Origin of the sequence: Limnohabitans sp. (assembly GCF_038134685.1) — a bacterium.
Classification (GTDB): Bacteria; Pseudomonadota; Gammaproteobacteria; order Burkholderiales; family Burkholderiaceae_C; genus Limnohabitans_A.
In genome coordinates this window covers 106824-122485 of record NZ_JAYPVP010000001.1, presented here as the reverse complement: position 1 = coordinate 122485, position 15662 = coordinate 106824, and the positions used below count along the sequence as shown (strand labels likewise).

At 61.3% G+C, this 15662-nt stretch carries 16 protein-coding genes and 1 pseudogene; 5 read left to right on the top strand and 12 right to left on the bottom strand.

Translation table 11 applies throughout. The features are described from left to right. Positions 1-536: pseudogene (locus AAFM15_RS00545) on the bottom strand (DUF3971 domain-containing protein); the annotation flags it as partial. A gap of 50 nt (positions 537-586) precedes the next feature. On the opposite strand from AAFM15_RS00545, the gene glnE reads away from it, so the two are divergent. Then, on the top strand, positions 587-3292 hold the full coding sequence (glnE, locus tag AAFM15_RS00540; RefSeq protein WP_371833059.1) for a bifunctional [glutamate--ammonia ligase]-adenylyl-L-tyrosine phosphorylase/[glutamate--ammonia-ligase] adenylyltransferase: 2706 nt from the start codon (positions 587-589) through the stop codon (positions 3290-3292). Positions 3293-3319: 27 nt separating this feature from the next. On the opposite strand, the gene AAFM15_RS00535 is transcribed toward glnE, so the two are convergent. After that, positions 3320-3940 carry a glutathione S-transferase N-terminal domain-containing protein gene (locus AAFM15_RS00535; RefSeq protein ID WP_341684744.1) on the bottom strand — a complete coding sequence of 207 codons (621 nt, stop codon included), beginning with the start codon at positions 3938-3940 and terminating at the stop codon, positions 3320-3322. A 108-nt stretch (positions 3941-4048) separates the two neighbouring features. Here AAFM15_RS00535 and purB point away from each other — a divergent pair, with 108 nt between their 5' ends. Further along, a complete protein-coding gene (gene purB / locus AAFM15_RS00530; RefSeq protein WP_341684743.1) occupies positions 4049-5449 on the top strand; it encodes an adenylosuccinate lyase in 1401 nt (466 codons plus the stop codon). Positions 5450-5459: 10 nt separating this feature from the next. Further along, complete coding sequence (locus AAFM15_RS00525; protein ID WP_341684742.1) at positions 5460-6020, top strand: YaeQ family protein; 561 nt, start codon at positions 5460-5462, stop codon at positions 6018-6020. Positions 6021-6034: 14 nt separating this feature from the next. On the opposite strand, the gene AAFM15_RS00520 is transcribed toward AAFM15_RS00525, so the two are convergent. From AAFM15_RS00520 to AAFM15_RS00510, 3 genes are all read right to left on the bottom strand, one after another. Then, entirely contained in the window at positions 6035-6496 is a 462-nt protein-coding gene (locus AAFM15_RS00520) for a DUF3717 domain-containing protein (RefSeq protein ID WP_341684741.1), read from the bottom strand. A gap of 48 nt (positions 6497-6544) precedes the next feature. Further along, entirely contained in the window at positions 6545-7510 is a 966-nt protein-coding gene (locus tag AAFM15_RS00515) for a TerC family protein (protein ID WP_341684740.1), read from the bottom strand. Between the two features lie 223 nt (positions 7511-7733). Further along, on the bottom strand, positions 7734-9287 hold the full coding sequence (locus AAFM15_RS00510; RefSeq protein WP_341684739.1) for a M48 family metalloprotease: 1554 nt from the start codon (positions 9285-9287) through the stop codon (positions 7734-7736). Between the two features lie 71 nt (positions 9288-9358). Between AAFM15_RS00510 and moaC the strand changes: the two genes are divergently transcribed. Next, positions 9359-9850: a cyclic pyranopterin monophosphate synthase MoaC gene (gene moaC, locus AAFM15_RS00505; RefSeq protein ID WP_341684738.1), complete on the top strand. Its 492-nt coding sequence runs from the start codon at positions 9359-9361 to the stop codon at positions 9848-9850. A gap of 11 nt (positions 9851-9861) precedes the next feature. On the opposite strand, the gene AAFM15_RS00500 is transcribed toward moaC, so the two are convergent. The 7 genes from AAFM15_RS00500 to sucC all read right to left on the bottom strand — a co-directional run bounded on the left by AAFM15_RS00500 (position 9862) and on the right by sucC (position 14559). Then, the gene (locus AAFM15_RS00500) at positions 9862-10389 is read right to left on the bottom strand and encodes a hypothetical protein (protein WP_341684737.1); all 528 of its coding nucleotides are present in this window, start codon (positions 10387-10389) and stop codon (positions 9862-9864) included. Between the two features lie 58 nt (positions 10390-10447). After that, a complete protein-coding gene (locus tag AAFM15_RS00495; protein ID WP_341684736.1) occupies positions 10448-10648 on the bottom strand; it encodes a hypothetical protein in 201 nt (66 codons plus the stop codon). 8 nt (positions 10649-10656) lie between these two features. Continuing rightward, positions 10657-11088: a CBS domain-containing protein gene (locus AAFM15_RS00490; RefSeq protein ID WP_341684735.1), complete on the bottom strand. Its 432-nt coding sequence runs from the start codon at positions 11086-11088 to the stop codon at positions 10657-10659. Positions 11089-11163: 75 nt separating this feature from the next. Next, the gene (locus AAFM15_RS00485; protein WP_341684734.1) at positions 11164-11643 is read right to left on the bottom strand and encodes a pilin; all 480 of its coding nucleotides are present in this window, start codon (positions 11641-11643) and stop codon (positions 11164-11166) included. Positions 11644-11659: 16 nt separating this feature from the next. Further along, positions 11660-12361, bottom strand: coding sequence for a TerC family protein (locus tag AAFM15_RS00480; RefSeq protein ID WP_341684733.1), 702 nt, complete (start codon positions 12359-12361; stop codon positions 11660-11662). Between the two features lie 86 nt (positions 12362-12447). After that, positions 12448-13344 carry a succinate--CoA ligase subunit alpha gene (gene sucD / locus AAFM15_RS00475; protein WP_341684732.1) on the bottom strand — a complete coding sequence of 299 codons (897 nt, stop codon included), beginning with the start codon at positions 13342-13344 and terminating at the stop codon, positions 12448-12450. 54 nt (positions 13345-13398) lie between these two features. Then, on the bottom strand, positions 13399-14559 hold the full coding sequence (sucC, locus tag AAFM15_RS00470) for an ADP-forming succinate--CoA ligase subunit beta (RefSeq protein WP_341684731.1): 1161 nt from the start codon (positions 14557-14559) through the stop codon (positions 13399-13401). A 176-nt stretch (positions 14560-14735) separates the two neighbouring features. On the opposite strand from sucC, the gene argC reads away from it, so the two are divergent. Then, a complete protein-coding gene (gene argC / locus AAFM15_RS00465; protein WP_341684730.1) occupies positions 14736-15659 on the top strand; it encodes an N-acetyl-gamma-glutamyl-phosphate reductase in 924 nt (307 codons plus the stop codon). Positions 15660-15662: the final 3 nt, after the last annotated feature.

Genomic DNA, 15662 nt, shown 5'->3' with positions numbered 1-15662 from the left:
GTCCAGCGCAAGGTGCCTCCGCGCACCACCACTTCTTTTTGCGCAAACAGCCAATCCGCCATGGCAGAGGGCTGACCATCTTGAGGGCCCAGCGCCAGCCCGGCCACCGTCCATTGCCCGTTTGCATCCAGACGCACGTCCAGGTCAGGCCGCTCCAGCGCCAGCTGTTCGACTTGCAAACGCAACAAGGAACGAACACTGACCGCGACCCAGACCTTGGGCAGAGCCAGGGCGGTGCGATCGAGAGCGTCACGCACCTCAATGTCCTCAAGTTCGAAAGAGGGCACCCAGCCGTTGGAGAGCACACGCAACTGGCCAATGCGCACCGGAGCCCCAATCGCGCGGCCAGCCCATTGCTCCAGGTCAGGGCGAAATTCCTGGATTCGCGGCACAATCCACAAATGAAGCGTGCCCCAGGCCATGCCCAGCAACAAGCCCAGGACCAGCACTGTCCAGCTCAAAAAGCCAAACAGTCGGCCCAGCCAGCGAAACATCAGGCGAAACAGCGGCACGGTGCAGTCGTGGTTTGAATTCAAAAGTAGCAGACATTATCGCCGCCCAGACCGTTTTCTCTCAGCAATTGTCCATGGCCATTTCCCCGTCCATCAGCCATTCGCGTTTTGCCCAACGCCTGCTTCGCCGCTACGAACAAGACCAGCTGTCCCTGCCCGAAGGGCCGCCCACCCGCCAGAGCCTGCAACAGGCCTATGCGGTGTTGCTGCAGCAGTATCAGGATGTGGGTGCAGCCCTGCGCGTCTTGCGTCAACTGTGCATGTTGCGCCTCATGCGCTTGGACTGCGAACAAGCAGCCGACCTGCAGATCATCACCCGCGCTGTCACGGCACTGGCAGAGGTGACGCTGGACATCGCTTGCGAACACAGCTTTGCCGAACTCGACGCTTTGCATGGTGCGCCGCTGCGACCCGACGGCCAACGCGCCCAACTGTGGATCGTGGGCATGGGCAAGCTCGGTGCACGTGAGCTCAATGTGTCCAGTGACATTGACCTGATCTATGTGTACGACGAAGACGGCGAAACCGCAGGCAACGAGGTCGGGCGCAACCGCATCTCCTGCCAGGAATACTTTGCCAAGGTGGTCAAGCGTGTGTATGCCCTCATTGGCGATGTGACCGAGCACGGCTTTGTCTTCCGTGTGGACCTGGCCCTGCGGCCCAATGGCAACTCGGGGCCGAGCGTGGTGTCGCTCGACGCGCTCGAACAGTACCTGATGGTGCAGGGCCGCGAATGGGAGCGCTTTGCCTGGATGAAGAGCCGTGTGGTGGCGCCGCGTCGCGCCATTGACGATGGCTCGGCTTCGGCCATGCGATCGGTGGTCTTGCCTTTTGTGTTCCGGCGCTATCTCGACTACCGCGTGTTCGAGGCTTTGCGAACGCTGCACCAGCAAATTCGCGACCATGCTGCCAAGCGCAGTGCAGGCCACCCCGAACGTGCCAACGACGTCAAGCTCTCGCGCGGGGGCATACGCGAAATCGAATTCACCGTGCAACTCTTGCAGGTGGTGCGTGGTGGGCAGTTTCCGGAATTGCGCACGCGCCCCACGCTCGATGCTCTTGAACGCGTGGCCCGTGCGGGCCTGATGCCTCAGGCCACTGCCCAGGCTCTGGCACAAGCGTATGTTTTCCTGCGTCAGGTGGAACACCGTATTCAGTACCTGGATGACCAGCAAACCCACGTGCTCCCCACCGCGGACGAGGACCTGGAGTGGATCGCCCGCACCCTGGGCTTACCCGATGTTTGCAGCTTTTTCAAAACACTCGACACCCACCGCGAATTGGTGGCGCAGGAGTTTGATGTCTTGCTGGGCGGAGACCGCCCCTGCAAATCCTGCAATGGCAACGGCAAGTTGGCCCAGACGGCGCAACCGGAGTGGGAGGCGGTGTTCGAAGCCTTCCCGCCAGACGTACGAGCGCACCTGGCTTCCTGGCCAAACAACCCTCGCGTTCAGGCCTTGCGTGAAGACGCGCGCGCCCGTCTGCTGCGTCTGCTGCAGCGAACCGCTCAATGGCTCAAAGAACAAAGGGTCGATGCCCAGGCCGTGCTGCGCATGACCGATTGGCTCGAGCCCTTGCTGCGGCGCGAAAGCTATCTGGCCCTGATGCTGGAGCGTCCTGGTATTCACGAACGCTTGCTGCGGCTCTTGGGCGCCGCCAAATGGCCAGCCAAATATTTGCTCAAGCACCCGGGCGTGATCGACGAGCTCGCCGGCGGCGACCTCTTCACCACGCGCTTCGACCCCGCGCAGTTTGTGGCCGAGCTGGACGCACGCAAACGCGCCCTGGAGCGTACGGGCGAAGACGACGAGGAAAGCCTGCTCAACCTTCTGCGCCGCGCCGGCCATGCCGAGCAATTCCGCACCCTGGCCCGCGATGTGGAAGGTGTGCTCACGGTCGAACAAGTCGCTGATGACCTCAGCGCCCTGGCCGATGCCGTGTTGCAGGTGGCAGCCATCTGGTGCTGGCAGCGGTTGCGCCAGCGCCACCTGGATGCCCCACAACTGGCCGTCATCGCCTACGGCAAATTGGGTGGCAAAGAACTCGGTTACGGCAGCGATCTGGACATCGTGTTTGTGTATGAAGACCCGCACGAGCAAGCCCAGGAAATTTACGCTGCTTACGCCCGCAAACTCATCAACTGGATGACCGTCAAAACCGGCGAAGGCGACCTCTACGAAATCGACACCGCATTGCGCCCCAACGGCAATGCCGGCATGCTGGTCACCCCCTTCGAGGCCTATGCCGATTACCAGCAGCAACGCGGCAGCAACACCGCCTGGACCTGGGAACACCAGGCCATGACCCGTGCCCGCTTTGTGCTGGGCCAGGACGGTTTGCGATCGGCCTTTGACCAGGTGCGCGAAGCGGTCATTTGTGCGCCGCGCGATGCCGCTGCTTTGCGCAGCGAAATCGTGTCCATGCGCCAAAGGGTGCAACAAGCCCACACCGTGCCCACCGACAGCTTTGACGTCAAACACAGTCCCGGCGGGATGGTCGATGCGGAGTTTGTCGTGCAGTACCTGGTGCTTTTGCACGCCGCCAAGCACCCCGAGTTGCGCCCCAACGTGGGCAACATCGCTTTGCTCCAACGCGCCGAGCAAGCGGGGCTTTTGCAGCCCGGCATGGGGCAGCGTGCTGCCGACGCCTACCGCCGTTTACGCCAGCTGCAGCACACCAGCCGACTCAACGAAGACTCAACGCAACTGGGTTTGGAAGAGGTGCAAGATCAACAACGGGTCATCAGCCAGTTGTGGGCGCACGTGCTGGGCGAACGCTAAAGAAGCTGTGCAGGCTCAGGCGTAGGCTCAAGGGCTGGGCGGCGCCGTATCGATGAAGCTTTGGCGCTGCATCAGCTTGTCCATCAGCTTGTGCAGGTTGGGGTGACGGTTGCGCCAATCCAGTTGAGGAAAGCGGAAGTCCAGATACCCCAAGGCACAGCCCACGGCAATGTCCGACAGGCTCAGGTAAATGCCCGAGCAAAACGCCTTGTCGCCCAAGCCACGCGACATGGCGGCCAGCGCCTCATCGATCTTGCCCATTTGCCGGTCAATCCAGGCAGGGCTGCGTTGGCTGTCGGTGCGCCCTGGCCATGTGGCCTCCAGTCGCGCAAGAATGGCGGCGTCCAGCAAACCGTCGGCCAGCGCCTCCCAGGTCTTGACTTCGGCGCGGGGGCGGCCAGAGGGGGCAATCAACTTGCCCACCGGCGAAAGCGTGTCCAGGTATTCCACGATCACGCGCGAATCGAACATGGCCTCCTGGCCGTCCATGATCAAGCAAGGCACCTTGCCCAAAGGGTTGGACTCGGCAATGCGCGTGTCGGCAGACCAGACGTCTTCCGTGACAAATTCGTAGTCCAGTTTTTTCTCAGCCAGCACCACGCGCACTTTGCGCACGTAGGGGCTGGTGACGGCACCAATAAATTTCATTACATTTGTGGAAAGAAAATATTTAAAACCATTCTAGGTTAATTCGCCTTACACAAGCTGTCAGTCAGTCCGCGGGGTTTTGCAGGGGGGTGCCCGTAAAATACCCGGATGAACTTCTCCCCGATTTCCGCCCTCTCGCCGCTGGATGGCCGCTACGCCAGCAAAGTCAACATCCTGCGACCCCTGGTCAGCGAGCTGGGCTACATGCACCGCCGCGTGCAGGTCGAAATCGCCTGGTTCATCGCCTTGTCCGATGCCGGTTTTGATGAGTTCAAGCCACTTTCCAGCGAAGCACGCGCTTACCTCGCTGGTCTGGTTCAGAACTTTTCAGAGGTCGATGGCGTGGCCATCAAAGAGTTTGAAAAAACCACCAACCACGACGTCAAGGCCGTCGAATACTGGATCAAGGCCAAATTCAAAGGCCATGCCGAGCTGGAGAAAAACGCCGAGTTCGTGCACTTTGCCTGCACCAGCGAAGACATCAACAACACCAGCCACGCGCTGCAGATCAAGCACGCGCGAGCCGAAGTCATGCTGCCGGGCCTGGACGGCATCATTGCCAAGCTGCGCGAGATGGCCCATCAGTTTGCCGATGTGCCCATGCTCAGCCGCACGCACGGCCAGACCGCCAGCCCCACCACCGTGGGCAAGGAGCTGGCCAACGTGGTGGTGCGCTTGTCGGGCTGCCGCGACAAGATCGCCGCCGTCAAGCTCATGGGCAAGATGAACGGCGCCGTGGGCAACTACAACGCCCACCTGTCGGCCTGGCCCGACTTCGACTGGGAAGCCTTTGCCCGCAAGGTGGTGGAAACGCCAGAACTGGGCGAGACCCAGAGCAGCGACTGGGGCCTGGGTCTGACCTTCCAGCCCTTCAGCATCCAGATCGAGCCGCACGACTACATGGCCGAGCTGTTTGACGGCACCGCCCGCGCCAACACCATCCTGATCGACCTGGCGCGCGACATCTGGGGCTATGTGAGCCTGGGTTACTTCAAGCAAAAGCTCAAGGCCGGCGAGATCGGCTCGTCGACCATGCCGCACAAGGTCAACCCCATTGACTTCGAGAACGCCGAAGGCAACCTGGGCCTGGCCAATGCCGTGCTCAAGCACCTGAGCGAAAAACTGCCCGTCAGCCGCTGGCAGCGTGACCTGACCGACTCGACCGTGCTGCGCAACATCGGCGTGGGCCTGGGCTACACCGCGCTGGCCTACGCTTCGCTCATGACCGGCCTGAACAAACTGGAGCTGAACGAAGAAGCGCTGGCTGCCGACCTGGACGCCTCGTGGGAGGTGCTGGCCGAGCCGATCCAGACCGTGATGCGCCGCTACGGTGTGCAAGGCGCCTACGAAAAGCTCAAGGAAGTCACGCGCGGCAAGACCGTGACCGCGGCTGACCTGCACAAACTGATTGCCAGCCTGGAGATTCCGCAGGCCGACAAAGACCGCTTGCTGGCCATGACGCCCGCCACTTACGTGGGCAAGGCCGCCGAGCTGGCGCGCCGCGTCTGATCGGCCCAACATGGCCCTCAAATCCACCATCTACAAAGCTCAGCTGTCGATCGCCGACATCGACCACGGCTACTACGCTGACCATTCGCTCACCCTCGCTCGCCACCCCAGCGAGACCGACGAGCGCATGATGATCCGCCTGCTGGCGCTGGCCCTCAACGCCCACGAGCTGCAGGACACCTGCGGCGGTGACGGCACGCTGGCTTTTGGCGCCGGCCTGTCCGACCCGGACGATCCGGACCTCTGGCTCAAAGACTTTACCGGCCAGACCCGTCTGTGGGTCGAAGTGGGACAGCCCGAAGACAAACCCCTGACCAAAGCCTGCCAGAAGGCCGATGCCGTACGCTTGTACTGTTTCAGCCATTCCGCTGACGTCTGGTGGAAAGGCATCGAAAACAAGCTCACGCGACTGGACAAACTTCAGGTGTTTCGCGTCCCGACAGAGGCCTCGCAAGAACTGGGCAAGATGGCCGAGCGCAGCATGCAGCTGCAAGCCACCGTACAAGACGGCGCTGTCACCCTCAGCGGCGACAAGGGCAGCGTGCACATCGAGCCGACACGCTGGAAATGATCAGCCGCAGCTGATCAGGGCGTCAGGTCCAGCAAGGCCTGAGCCTGGGCCGCAGCACGCGCCATTTGGCGGTCTTCCGCCGCTCGCTCAGCGTACTTGTTGAAGCGCCACGACGTGCCTTCCATGGTGATGCGTCGCCAGACCTGGCGCTTCTCTCCAGCGCTCATTTCGGGCCACAGTTGCACCTCTTCAAACGTGCGGCCACAACCCTTGCACATCTCGTCGCCCTGGCTGGTCGAGCAAATGGCAATGCAGGGCGTGTCGGGCGTGGTGGCGTACCAGTCCTGGAAGGCCTCGGCCGCTGCCACAGGCAAGCTGAACTCATCGGCCAGATCCTCGTGATGGAAGACCATCAAGGCATACACCTCCGCCAGCGCCTGCAACTCGTGCGCAAGCGCCGCCCCTTCGGTGGTGGGGCGTTTGGCCCGCCAATGGTTGATGGCGGCCTCAATGTCGGTGATGTGAATTCCAGCCATGGCTCAAACGAAGCAAGGGGCCGATCATAACGGCACACAGCAATTCACTCAGTTGCGATGACTGCTTGAACGCACACTCAGCCACATCGTCAGGGCCAAAATACCGACCACTGCGCCCAGCGACACCAGCACCGGAATCTTGATCACATCGATCAGGACCATCTTGCTGCCAATGAACAGCAAAATAATGGCCAGGCCGTAACTGAGCAAGTGAAAACGCGCCGCCACAGCCGCCAGCAAAAAGTACATTGCGCGCAGGCCCAGAATGGCAAACACGTTGCTGCTGAGCACGATAAACGGGTCTTCCGTGATGGCGAAGATCGCCGGAATCGAGTCCACTGCAAAAATCACATCGGTCAACGCGATCAGGCAAATCACCATGAACAGCGGCGTCGCAATCTTGCGGCCGTTTTCCACAGTGAAGAACTTCTCACCGTCGTACTGCTGACTCACGGGCAAGACCTTGCGCAGCAACTTCAGGGCGGGGTTGCTGTCCAGCGTTTGCTCCTGGCCGGCTGCAATCCACATCTTGACGCCTGTCAGGATCAGGAAGGCGCCAAACAGATAAAGCATCCAGTGAAACTCGGCCAGCAGCCAGCCGCCCACCAGAATCATCAAGGCGCGCAGCACAATGGCGCCCACAATGCCAATCATCAACACCCGTTTCTGAAACGCTGGCGGCACCGCAAAGTAGGTGAACACCATCAGAAACACAAAGATGTTGTCCACCGCCAGGCTCTTCTCGATCAAGTAGCCGGTCAGAAACTCCAGCGCACGGGTGTTGGCTTCGGCAACCGAGCCGGTGCTGTCACGTACCGCCCACCAGAACAAAGCGTTAAACGCCAGACTGAGCAAGACCCAAAGGATCGACCAGTTCAGGGCCTGCCGGAAATTGACGGTGTGCGAGCCCTTGCGATTGAGCAACACAAAATCGGTGAACAGGGCGAACAACACAATCGCCACAAAAGTCGCCCACAGCCAGGCAGGCGCAACGGTTTGGAAAATGGATTCCATGAAACAAGACCTTTCAGTTGAACATTTCAAAAGGTCTTGCGGGAGGATGATGGAACATCTCTGCGGGCCCGGTGTCGGTCAGACACGTACTGACGGGCGGCTCGCATCACGGCACAAACCATGAGTCGCTACTCCCCTTCTGATGAACATATTATTCGACAGCGGAGCATTCCCTGGCTTTGTGATCTCCGATTTCCCCAGACTTTGTGGGTGTTCACGCACCTCAGGATCGTTTGGCGTCTTCGAGTTGCTGCGCGCGCAGCAGGTTCTGGATTTCGCGCAGCCGGCTGTCGATGATGGCCGCTTCAATCTGGTCCGCTGCCTGCAAGGGGGTTCTGCGGGCCAGGTCTTGCGCGGCGCGAAAACGGTCAATGGCACCTGTCCAGTCCAGCAACGCGGCTTGGGCTTCGCCTTCGGCGCGCAGCGCAGCCAGGGGGGCGCTTTGGGCGGCATAGAGTTGGCCCAGTGTGTTCCAGGTCTGGGCGTCGTGCGGGGCCAGTTGCACGTACTGGCGTAGCGTTTGTGTGAGCGCGGGTGTCATGGCGTGGCCCGCCAGGTGCAGCAGGGCTTGGGCCAGGGCCAGGCGTTCTGGCCGCTCGGTGGGAATGGTTTTGCCGTCTGCGCTGAGCAGGGGCAGGGCGGCAGCGTATTGCCTTTGTGCCAAGCGGATGTCGGCCTGCAACAAGCGGGTCAGTCTCTGCGCACTCGATGTGGCTGCGGTGGGCGTTTGCAGCAGTTGCATCAGCCGTTCGGATTGGGCCCAGGCTTGGGCAAAGTCTTTGAGTCGCAAGTGAGCCAGGGCGCTGGCGTACAGGCTGCCTGCTTGCGTGACGGGGGCGGCTTGCGGTGCGGTGGGCGACGCGGCCAGGGCACGCAGCGCATCGACCTGGTTGGGCGCAAGTACGCGGGCCCGTGCGGCCAGCAGCGCTTGGTCCCAGCGCACGGCCACGGGGGGCAGGTTGCGGAGCAAGGACTGGCGCGCCTGCATGTCGGCGATGCGCTCGGTGGTCAGCGGGTGGCTGCGCAGGTAGGGGTAGTCGCCGTTGTCATTGAGTGTGGCGGCTTGCTGCAACTTGCCAAACATGCCAACGAAGCCGCGCGGGTCGTAGCCCGCGTCGCGCATGACGCCGAAGCCCACGCGGTCGGCCTCGCGCTCCATGTCGCGCGAATAGCTCAGTTGGGCTTGCGCAGCGGCAGCCTGCCCGCCGACGATCAGGGCTTGTGCGCCCTGGGCCGAGTGGCTGGCCGCAATGGCGCCCAAAATGAGCGAGCCAATCACCCAAGGCGTCATGCGGGCTTGCTCGTCTATGGAGCGGGCAATGTGGCGTTGCGTGACGTGGCTGAGTTCGTGCGCCAGGACAGAGGCCAGTTCGTCGTCAGAGCTGACGGTGGCAATCAAGCCCAGGTTCACGCCCAGGTAGCCGCCTGGCAAGGCAAAAGCGTTGATGCTGCGTTCGTTGTTGAGCAGGATGCGCCAGGCAAAGCGGCTTTGAAGACTTTCGTCGAGCTCGCCGCGTTTTTGGGCGGCGGCAATCAGCGGCGCCCACAGGCGGGCAATGTATTCGTCGAGCACCGCGTCCTGCAAATAGTCCGGGTCGCGGTAAAGCACGCGGGCGATGCGGTCGCCCCACTGTCGCTCGGCACTGGCCGACAGGCCCTCGGGCCCGCCCAGATTGGGCAGTTCGTTGCGTTGGGCCAGCGCAGGCGTCACGGCCAAAGCGGCGCTGAGCAGGGCGCAGCCCAGACGTTGCCAGTGGGGGCGGGAGAAGTGCTTCATGCGTGTGCGTGGTGTTGACGCCATCATAGGACCGTTATCATGCAGGCAACACGTCAAGCCCTTGTAAACACATGTCTTCTTCTAGCAATTCAGGTGAGTTGACCCATTTTGATGCCCAGGGTCAGGCGCACATGGTCGATGTCGGCGCCAAGGCCAGCACGCACCGCGTGGCCGTGGCGCGTGGGCGCATCAGCATGCTGCCCGCCACGTTGGCTCTGGTGCAGTCTGGCACCGCCAAGAAAGGTGATGTGCTGGGTATTGCCCGCCTGGCCGGCATCATGGGCGCCAAGAAAACCAGCGACCTGATTCCGCTGTGCCACCCCATTGCCCTGACCCGAGTGGCGGTGGAGTTTGAAGTGGATGCTGCTGCCAACGCGATTGAATGCACCGCCACGGCAGAGTGTTCAGGGCAGACCGGGGTGGAGATGGAAGCCTTGACCGCCGTGCAGGTGGCGTTGTTGACCGTGTACGACATGTGCAAAGCCGTGGACCGCGGCATGACCATTTCAGATGTGCGCCTGCTGGAGAAGAAAGGCGGCAAGTCGGGGCATTGGGTGGCTTAGAGACTTGGCTTTCAGTTGGAGTGACTTCTCCTGAACGGCAACAGGATGTTGAAGCGATCGCCGGGCTCGGGCAGTCTGGTGGCATTGCGCATGCAGATGTACACCAGCCACAAGACAAGGACCCGGGCCATCAGCACCAGCGTCAAGGCCGCGCTGGGATGGGTCAGTTGTTCCCAATAGACATTGAAAACATCTGAAACCAGGTTGGAGATGCCCAACAAGAAAATAACGCCAAACATCAGCCCGGCGTACTTGCCCTTGGCGTAGGCGTAGGTGGCAATGCAGAAGGTACCCAAGAGAAACCAGCCCCGAAAATACAGGTAGGTTTTGAGGCGAGCGAGCTCGACAGGGTCGCTGGACATCTTGGTGGCGATCGCTTCTGATGCAAACAGTGTGATGTACAGGTAGAACAGCACGACCGCGGTGATGATCCAGAAGCGCACGGGAAAGTACTTGTCCGTGGAGACCACGGCAGATCCCCAGCCTTTGATCAAGGCGTCTAGTTCTTCTGCACTGACGAGGGGGGCGTTTTTGACCATGCTGCAAAATTTGGACTATTTTGGGATTCTAGTCCAGACTTTGCGCGGTCGCACAAAATCAAGGTGTCAGCGCAATGGCATTGTCCATGCTCATGAAGATGGGGCGGCCGTCAGGCGTGTTCAGGGGCACCACTTTGGCGGTATCGCCCTCGCCGACCAGGGCGCACAGGGTCGGGCTGGATCGGAGTTCTTTGCCCAAGGGCACTTCCAGGTCTGCAATGACGAGTTTGACTTCGGACAGAATGCTTTTAACGCGCATGGGCAGTTTCAACCGTTGGTGATGTAGGACTCCAGCTGCTCGATCTGAAAGCGCTGGTCTTCAATAACGGCTTTGACCATATCGCCAATCGAGACGATGCCGACCAATTCACCTTTGTCCAGTACGGGCAAGTGGCGAATGCGTTTGTCGGACATGAGGCTCATGCACTCGGCCACGCTTTGGTGCAGGTCGGCGCAGTGCACGCCAGGGGTCATGACGTCGGCAATTTCGGTGGTGGTGGATGTCAGGCCCTTGAGGGCCACCTTGCGAGCATAGTCGCGCTCGGAAAAGATGCCCACCAGTTTGTTGCCGTCCATGACCGGCAGGGCGCCGATGTTGTAGGTGGCCAGCACTTCAAGCGCCACCAGCACGGAGTCTTGCGGGCGGATGGTCAAAAGCTCGGTGGGCTTGGCATCCAGGATTTGGGACAGGGTTTTCATGACACGCGCTCCTGCAAATGGGTCATGAATCCATCCTAGGCCGTGCACCTGGGCACGACCATCGGAGTTTCCCTATCAAACGCCTTTGCAGGAAGAGGGCAAATATTTGGCGGGCATGGGGTTGCTGTCGGCGGGGCCGCAGCGCCAGCCGGCAATCGCTTTGCCGCCGTCGGTGCTGCCGCTCAGAACAGCATCACCTGTCAGCAGCGGCGTGAGGGCAATCGCGTTGGCGCTGGCACTGGTGCTGCCGCGCAGGGCGTCGTGGTTGCCGGTGACGGTGATCACGCCGTTGGCCGTCACGGTCACACTGGTCACGTATTTGCTGCTCTGGCTTTCGCAGGCGCGGGGCAGGTCGGCAGAGATGTCGGCCTGCGAAGATGAGCTGACCATTTCGGTCACTGCGGTTTTGCAGCCGTCAGCGGCCAGCACGATTTCCGCCACTTTGGCGCGGATGGTGAAGTCCTGGTACGCCGGCAGCGCCAGCGCGCCCAGAATGCCGATGACGGCAATGACCACCATCAGCTCGATGAGCGTGAGGCCTTGTTGTTTGTTCATGATGAAGCTTCCTGTCTCAGTTGTTGTCGTTGGTGCTGCGCTTTTTCAGGACCGTTCCCAAGGCTAGCACGAGCAGCGCGCCCAGAACGCCTGCCGCGTAGTGCCATGATTTGTCTTGAGGCAGGTAGTCGACCACGGCGGGGTCGCTGTGGCTCATGGTGCCGGCAATCCAGCCCAGCAGCATGCCGCCCAGGGTGATGATGAAGGGAAAGCGGTCCATGAGTTTGAGGACCAGCTGGCTACCCCAGACGATGATGGGAATGCTCACCAGCAGGCCAAAGATGACCAGGGACAGTTGGTGCTCTTCGCCCGCGCCTTGGGCGGCGCCGGCGATTGCAATGACGTTGTCGATGGACATGACCAGGTCGGCCACGATCACCGTTTTGACAGCGCCCCAGAGCTTGTCGCTGCCTTCAATGTTGCCGTGCTCGTCGTCGTCATCGGGGGCCAGAAGCTTGACGCCAATCCAGATCAGCAGCGCGCCGCCTACCAGTTTGAGGAAAGGCACTTGCAGCAGTGTGAGGGCGAACGCAATCAGGATCACACGCAGCACGATGGCTCCGACCGTGCCCCACAAGATGCCTTGTGTGCGCTGTGCTGCGGGCAGTTTGCGGCAGGCCAGGGCAATGACCACGGCATTGTCGCCACCCAGCAGGATGTCGATCAGAATGATCTGGCCTACAGCGACCCAGAAGTGAGCGGTCAGGAATGCGTCCACGAGAAATCCCCACAACGAACAAAGACAAAGGCCGGAGCCTGTGAGGGCGTCCGGCCTGTGGATTGTGCCCTAAGGCACAAACAGCATCACTTGAGCTGAGCTTTGAGCAGCTTGCCCAGTTCAGACGGGTTGCGTGTGACCACGAAACCGCACTCTTCCATGATGGCCAGCTTGGCATCGGCCGTGTCGGCACCGCCAGAGATCAGGGCACCTGCGTGGCCCATGCGCTTGCCGGGAGGGGCGGTCACGCCAGCGATGAAGCCCACAACAGGCTTCTTCATGTTGGCCTTGCACCACTGGGCGGCTTCGGCTTCGTCCGGGCCACCGATTTCACCGATCATGATCACGGCGTCGGTGTCCGGATCGTCGTTGAAGGCCTTCATCACGTCGATGTGCTTGAGGCCGTTGATCGGGTCGCCACCGATGCCGACGGCGCTGGACTGGCCCAGGCCGACTTCGGTCAGCATGGCCACGGCTTCATAGGTCAGCGTGCCCGAACGGGACACGACGCCGATGCGGCCTTTGCGGTGGATGTGACCGGGCATGATGCCGATCTTGATTTCGTCGGGCGTGATCAGGCCGGGGCAGTTGGGGCCCAGCAGCAGGGTGCGCTTGCCGCCTGCGGCTTCCTTGGCCTTCATCTTGTTGCGCACTTCGAGCATGTCCTTGACCGGGATGCCTTCGGTGATGCAGATCGCCAGGTCCAGGTCGGCTTCAACGGCTTCCCAGATGGCAGCGGCTGCGCCTGCGGGCGGCACGTAGATGACCGACACGGTGGCGCCGGTTTCCTTGGCGGCGTCCTTGACGGACGAGAAGATCGGCACGCCGAAGATGGACTCGCCGGCTTTCTTGGGGTTCACGCCAGCCACAAAGCAGTTCTTGCCGTTCGCGTATTCGATGCACTTCTCGGTGTGGAACTGACCGGTCTTGCCGGTGATGCCCTGGGTGATGACTTTGGTGTCTTTGTTGATGTAGATCGACATTTTGTTTGTCCTAATCAGTCGGGGGCAGAGCTAAAGATCTGTCCCCAAAGTCATTTATTTAACGGCTGCAACGATCTTCGTTGCGGCTTCGGCCATGGTGTCGGCAGCGATGATCGGCAGACCGGATTCGGCCAGCATCTTCTTGCCCAGTTCTTCGTTGGTGCCCTTCATGCGCACGACCAGCGGCACGTTCAGGTTGACGGCTTTACAAGCGGTGATCACGCCGGTGGCGATGGTGTCGCACTTCATGATGCCGCCGAAGATGTTGACCAAAATGCCCTTGACCTTGGGGTTCTTGAGCATGATCTTGAAGGCTTCGGTGACCTTCTCGGGGGTGGCGCCGCCGCCCACGTCCAGGAAGTTGGCGGGCTCGCCGCCGAACAGCTTGATGGTGTCCATGGTGGCCATGGCCAGGCCAGCGCCGTTGACCAGGCAGCCGATGTTGCCGTCCAGGGAGATGTAGGCCAGATCGAACTTGGAAGCTTCCACTTCGGCCGGATCTTCTTCGTCCAGGTCGCGCAGGGCCACGATTTCGGGGTGGCGGAACAGGGCGTTGGCGTCAAAGTTGAACTTGGAGTCCAGGGCGATGATGTTGCCCTTGCTGTCGCAGTTCAGGGGGTTGATTTCCACCAGCGACGCGTCGGTGTCCATGTAGCACTTGTAGAGCTTTTGCAGCACGTCGGCGGCTTGGTCGGCGGAGCCGCCTTCCAGGCCCACGGCCTTGGCGATCTTGAGCGCCTGGGCATGGCCCAGACCGGTCAGGGGGTCGACCAGCTCGGTGACGATCTTCTCGGGCGTGCTGTGCGCCACTTCTTCGATGTCCATGCCGCCTTCGCTGGACGCGATCACGGCCACTTTCTGGGTGGCGCGGTCGGTCACGAGGGACACGTAATATTCTTTTTTGATGTCGGCGCCGTCTTCGATGTAGAGGCGACGCACCTTCTGGCCTTCGGGGCCGGTCTGGTGAGTCTTGAGCTGCATGCCCAGAATTTGTTCAGCCAGTTCCTTGACCTGCTCGATCGATTTGGCCACTTTCACGCCGCCGCCTTTGCCGCGGCCACCGGCGTGGATCTGGGCTTTCACCACCCAAACCGGTCCGCCCAGTTTCTGGGCGGCTTCCACCGCCTCCTGCACCGTGAAAGCCGGGATGCCACGCGGCACCGGCACACCAAATTGACGCAAGATTTCCTTGCCTTGGTACTCGTGAATTTTCATGAGGTCTCTCTCGTAGAGGGGGGTTGAACTGACCGGCCCGCCGGGGTGATTCGCCCGCCAGCTGGGTCTGGACACTGCAGCCTACGACTGTATCATGCTGCAACGCACAAATAGTGAGCGAATCGTCTTACAACGACTTGACGCACGCTTGCCACTTTTTTCGGGAAATTTGACACATGGCCAAGATTTTCATTGACGGCGAAGCCGGCACCACAGGACTTCAAATTCGTGACCGCCTCGCGCTGATGCCCCAGATCGAGGTGCTCAGCATCGACCCCGCGCGCCGCAAGGACCCAGAGGCCAAGCGAGAACTGATGGCTGCCGCTGACCTGGTGGTGCTGTGCCTGCATGACGATGCCGCCATCGAGTCGGTGGCCATGATCGACGGCCTTGCCGGCAAAAAGCCCCGCATTGTGGACGCCTCCACCGCGCACCGCACCGCAGCAGGCTGGGTTTATGGTTTTCCTGAACTGTGCGCAGGTCAGCGCGAAGCGGTGCAAAAAGCCGAGCGCGTGGCCAATCCCGGCTGTTACGCCACGGGCGCCATCGCCCTGATTCGCCCGCTGGTGGACGCGGGTCTGTTGCCCAAGGACTTTCCGGTCTGCCTGCCGTCGGTCAGTGGCTACTCGGGCGGCGGCCGCACCATGATCGAAGACTACGAAGCGGGTAAAGCGCCCCTGTACGAGGCCTATGCCCTGGGCCTCAAGCACAAGCACATTCCTGAAATCATGCGCTACACCGGCCTGAGCGCCCGCCCGCTGTTTGTGCCGGCGGTTGGCAATTTCCGCCAGGGCATGCTGGTGCAGCTGCCCCTGCACCTGGACCAGCTGCCCGGTAAACCGAAAGCTGCGGATCTGCAAGAAGCGCTGCGCGCCCACTACGCGGCCAGCGCTGCGCAAGGCGGGTGGGTCAGTGTGGAAGCGCCGACCGAGAACGCCAAGCTCGACGCCCTGGCGCTCAACGACACCAACAAACTCGAAATTCGCGTGTTCGCTAACGAAGAAGCCCGTCACGCGGTGCTGTTTGCGCGCCTGGACAACCTGGGCAAGGGCGCCAGCGGCGCGGCGGTGCAGAACATCCAGCTGATGCTGGGGCTGTGATCG